Source organism: Kitasatospora putterlickiae (assembly GCF_039527695.1).
GTDB classification, from domain to species: Bacteria; Actinomycetota; Actinomycetes; order Streptomycetales; family Streptomycetaceae; genus Kitasatospora; species Kitasatospora putterlickiae.
The window spans coordinates 1004-5385 of record NZ_BAAAKJ010000053.1 but is presented as its reverse complement, the minus strand read 5'-3'; the positions used below and the strand labels follow the sequence as shown (position 1 = coordinate 5385).

The 4382-nt window shown below is 72.8% G+C and carries 3 protein-coding genes; 2 read left to right on the top strand and 1 reads right to left on the bottom strand.

Annotation, left to right across the window (positions count from 1 at the left end):
- On the top strand, positions 1-413 hold a 413-nt coding region (locus tag ABD308_RS06190; RefSeq protein ID WP_425554703.1), incomplete at its 5' end, for an ATP-binding protein.
- Between the two features lie 264 nt (positions 414-677).
- On the opposite strand, the gene ABD308_RS06185 is transcribed toward ABD308_RS06190, so the two are convergent.
- On the bottom strand, positions 678-1001 hold the full coding sequence (locus ABD308_RS06185) for a plasmid stabilization protein (RefSeq protein ID WP_344328248.1): 324 nt from the start codon (positions 999-1001) through the stop codon (positions 678-680).
- 302 nt (positions 1002-1303) lie between these two features.
- Here ABD308_RS06185 and ABD308_RS06180 point away from each other — a divergent pair.
- Positions 1304-4382: HAMP domain-containing protein (locus ABD308_RS06180; RefSeq protein ID WP_344328246.1), on the top strand; the 3079-nt coding region annotated here is incomplete at its 3' end.

Genomic DNA, 4382 nt, shown 5'->3' with positions numbered 1-4382 from the left:
GCGCCGAGGGCGCGGTGCAGCGCTCGCGCGACTTCAGCCGCCGGGCGCTGCTCGACTGGCACTGGCTGGCGGCGGACGGCGAGCACTGGCCGGACGAGGAGCAGATGGCCGTCTTCGAGGACGTCCTGCTGATGGTCTCCGAACTGGTCACCAACGCCTGCCTGCACGCCCCCGGCGGCCCGCGCGAACTGCGGCTGCGCTGGGACACCCTGAGGCTGAGGGTCGAGGTCGTCGACGCCAGCCCCGAACCGCCACGGCTGCGCCCGTTCGCCGACCCGGGGCGGCCGGGCGGGCACGGGCTGCGGGTGGTGGACCGGCTCGCCCGCGCCTGGGGCTCACGGCCCGAGGGCGCGGGCAAGTCGGTCTGGCTGGAGGTGTCGTCGCCGCTGGACCACCACGGGCCGCCGGGCTGAACGGCACCCCCCGCCGCCGGGAAGCCGGGGCCGCCGACACCTCGGGGGCTCAGAGCGGCCGGGGTTCGGTCGGCGGGCCCGGGTCGGGCTCCGGCGGCGGGAACGGCGGCACCGGTGGCGGAGCGGGATCCGGCTCCGGCCCGGGCGCGGGGTTCGGGTGCGGATGCGGGCGCGGATACGGGTGCGGGAACGGTTCGGTGTCCGGATGGCCGGGCGGCGGCACCGTCGGCACGGTCATGGCACTCATGGCGCTCCTCCCCGTCCTCACCGGCCGAGCGCGTGGGACAGCTCGCGCTTGTTCATCTTCGAACGCCCCTTGATGCCGCGCTGCCTGGCCTCGTTGTACAGCTGGTCGTAGGTGGGCCCGCCGGCGCCCAGGTGCGAGCGGATGCCGCCGCGCCGTCCGGAGGACATGTCGTGGATGGAACTGCGGCTCGCCGTCCTGGACTCGCCGTGTCGGGCGCGTTCCTTGTTGACCGTCCGGGCGGCGATCTCCTTCGCGCGCTCCTCGCTCTCGCCGCGATCCAGCACGCTCTCCTTGATGTGCTCGTACTGGCGCTCCCGCTTGGGACTCGATCCTCGGGGCATGGCGGTACTCCTCTCGGGTTCCCCGTGCTTGCGGCTGCGTCTACCCGGACGACGCGCGGCAAACCACCCGCCGACCCACCCGCCGACCCACCCGCCGACCCACCCGCCGACCCACCAGCCAACCCCCAGCCGGGCCACCCGCCGGCCACCCCGCCCCTGGCGGCACCGCAACCGCACGCCCCGCCGCCTGTCACCGGCCGCGCGACGGTGGCACAGTGGGAGGCGGGGCGGCGCCGCCGCTCCCCGCGGCCGGGACCGCCCCTCGGCGATCCGGCCGTGCGGTCGATCCGAGCGGTGGGCGGATGGACGAGCACCAGACGCCGGACAACGGGCCGGACAACGCCCCGGCGGCCGGAACGGGCCGCGCGGACCAGCCCGACCAGGTCCTGCGGCAGCTGCTCGCCGGGCTGACGGCGGTGCGCGACGGCGACTTCCGCACCCGGCTGGGCCCGGACCTGCCCGGCGTGCCGGGCGAGATCGCCGCCGTGTTCAACGGCATGGTCGAGCAGCTCGCCCGGGTGACCTCCGAGGTGACCCGGGTGGCCCGGGAGGTCGGCACCGAGGGACGCCTCGGCGGCCAGGCGCACGTCCCCGGCGCGGCCGGGACGTGGCTGGACCTCACCGACGCCGTCAACGCCATGGCCGGCGACCTCACCCGCCAGCTGCGCAACATCGCCCAGGTGACCACGGCGGTCGCCCGCGGCGACCTCACCCAGAAGATCGAGGTCGACGCCCGCGGCGAGCTGCTGGAGCTCAAGAACACCGTCAACACGATGGTCGGCCAGCTGTCGGCGTTCGCCGACGAGGTGACCCGGGTGGCCCGGGAGGTGGGCAGCGAGGGGCGGCTCGGCGGGCAGGCCGACGTCCGGGACGTCTCGGGCACCTGGAGGTCCCTCACCGAGTCGGTGAACGTGATGGCGGACAACCTCACCGCCCAGGTGCGCGCCATCGCCGAGGTCACCACGGCCGTCGCCGAGGGCGACCTCACCCAGAAGATCAGGGTCGACGCGCGCGGCGAGATCCTGCTGCTCAAGGAGACCATCAACACGATGGTCGACCAGCTGTCGGCGTTCGCCGACGAGGTGACCCGGGTGGCCCGCGACGTCGGCACCGAGGGCAACCTCGGCGGCCAGGCCACCGTCCGGGGCGTCTCCGGCACCTGGAAGGGCCTCACCGACAACGTCAACGTGATGGCCTCCAACCTCACCGGCCAGGTCCGCTCGATGTCCGAGGTGGCCACCGCCGTCGCCCGGGGCGACCTCTCCCGGAAGATCACCGTGGAGGCCAAGGGCGAGATGGCGGCGCTCGCCGGCGCGATCAACACCATGGTGGACACCCTCTCGGTGTTCGCCGACGAGGTGACCCGGGTGTCCCGCGAGGTCGGCACCGAGGGCACGCTCGGCGGCCAGGCGCGCGTCCCCAACGTCGCCGGGACGTGGAAGGACCTCACCGACAACGTCAACTTCATGGCGCACAACCTCACCAGCCAGGTGCGCAACATCGCCCAGGTGACCACGGCCGTCGCCGAGGGCGACCTCACCCGCAAGATCGACGTGGACGCGCGCGGTGAGATCCTGGAGCTCAAGAACACCGTCAACACCATGGTCGACCAGCTCGGCTCCTTCGCCGCCGAGGTCACCCGGGTGGCCCGTGAGGTGGGCACCGAGGGGCGGCTCGGCGGTCAGGCGGAGGTGGAGGGCGTCTCCGGCACCTGGAAGCGGCTGACCGAGAACGTCAACGAGCTCGCCGGCAACCTGACCCGGCAGGTGCGCGCGATCGCCGAGGTCACCGGCGCCGTCGCGGCCGGCGACCTGACCCGCTCGATCACCGTGGACGCCTCCGGCGAGGTCGCCGACCTCAAGGACAACGTCAACTTCATGGTGCAGTCGCTGCGCGAGACCACCCGGGCCAACGAGGAGCAGGACTGGCTGAAGACCAACCTCGCCCGCTTCACCGCCTCCATGCAGGGACAGCGCGACATCCGCGCCGTCGCCGAACTGATCACCGACGAGCTCACCCCGCTGGTCGGCGCCCAGTACGGCGCCTTCTACCTGGCCGAGGAGGACGGCGAGTCCATCGCGCTGGCCCGGATCAGCGCCTACGGCGTCCAGCCCGGCGCCTCCGCCCCCGCCAGGGTGCGGCTCGGCGAGTCACTGGTCGGCCAGGCCGCCCGCACCCGGCGCACCCTCACCGTCGACGACCTGCCGCCCGACTACGCCACCATCGCCTCCAGCGCGGGGGCCACCCACCCCCGTTCGGTGGTGATCCTGCCGATCGCCCTGGAGGAATGGCTGCTGGGCGTCATGGAGTTCGCCTCCGTCCACCCGTTCAGCGCCGCCCACCGCGACTTCCTGGAGCAGTTCGCCGAGGCCTGCGGCGTCAACATCGGCACCCTGCTCGCCAACGCCCGCACCGACGAACTGCTCGGCGAGTCCCAGCGGCTCACCGCCGAACTCCAGGCCCGATCAGAGGAGTTGCAGAACGGCCAGGAGAAGCTGCGGCGCTCCAACGCCGAGCTCGCCGAGAAGGCCGGACAGCTCGCCGACCGCAACCGCGACATCGAGGCCAAGAACCTGGAGATCGAACAGGCCCGGCAGGAACTGGAGGAACGCGCGCGGCAGTTGAGCCTCACCTCGATGTACAAGTCGGAGTTCCTGGCCAATATGAGCCACGAACTGCGCACCCCGCTCAACAGCCTGCTGATCCTCTCCCAACTGCTCGCCCAGAACGCGGCCGGCAACCTCACGCCCAAACAGGTCGAGTACGCGGGCGTCATCCACTCGGCCGGCTCCGACCTGCTCCAGCTCATCAACGACATCCTCGACCTGTCCAAGGTCGAGGCGGGGAAGATGGAACTCACCCCCGAACCCTTCGCCGTCCAGGACCTGCTGGCCTACGTCGAGTCCTCCTTCAAGCCGCTCGCCGACCAGAAGGACCTCGCCTTCCGGATCACCGTCGAGGACGGCGTCCCGGCCGAACTCGTCACCGACCAGGCGCGGTTGCGGCAGGTGCTGCGCAACCTCCTGTCCAACGCCGTCAAGTTCACCGACGCCGGCCGGGTCGACCTGCGCATCGAACGCGTCGAGGCCGCCGCACTTCCCGTCGAACTCGGCCAGGCCGAGGCCGCGGTGGCCTTCCACGTCGACGACACCGGCATCGGCATCGACCCCGCCCACCTCGACAGCATCTTCGGCGCCTTCCAGCAGGCCGACGGCACCACCGGCCGCCGCTACGGCGGCACCGGCCTCGGCCTGTCCATCAGCCGCGAACTCGCCCGCCTGCTCGGCGGCGCCCTCACCGTCCGCTCCACCGCCGGCCGGGGCAGCCGGTTCAGCTTCTACCTCCCGCTCGCCCGCCGCGACCGGACCGCCCCCGCCCCGG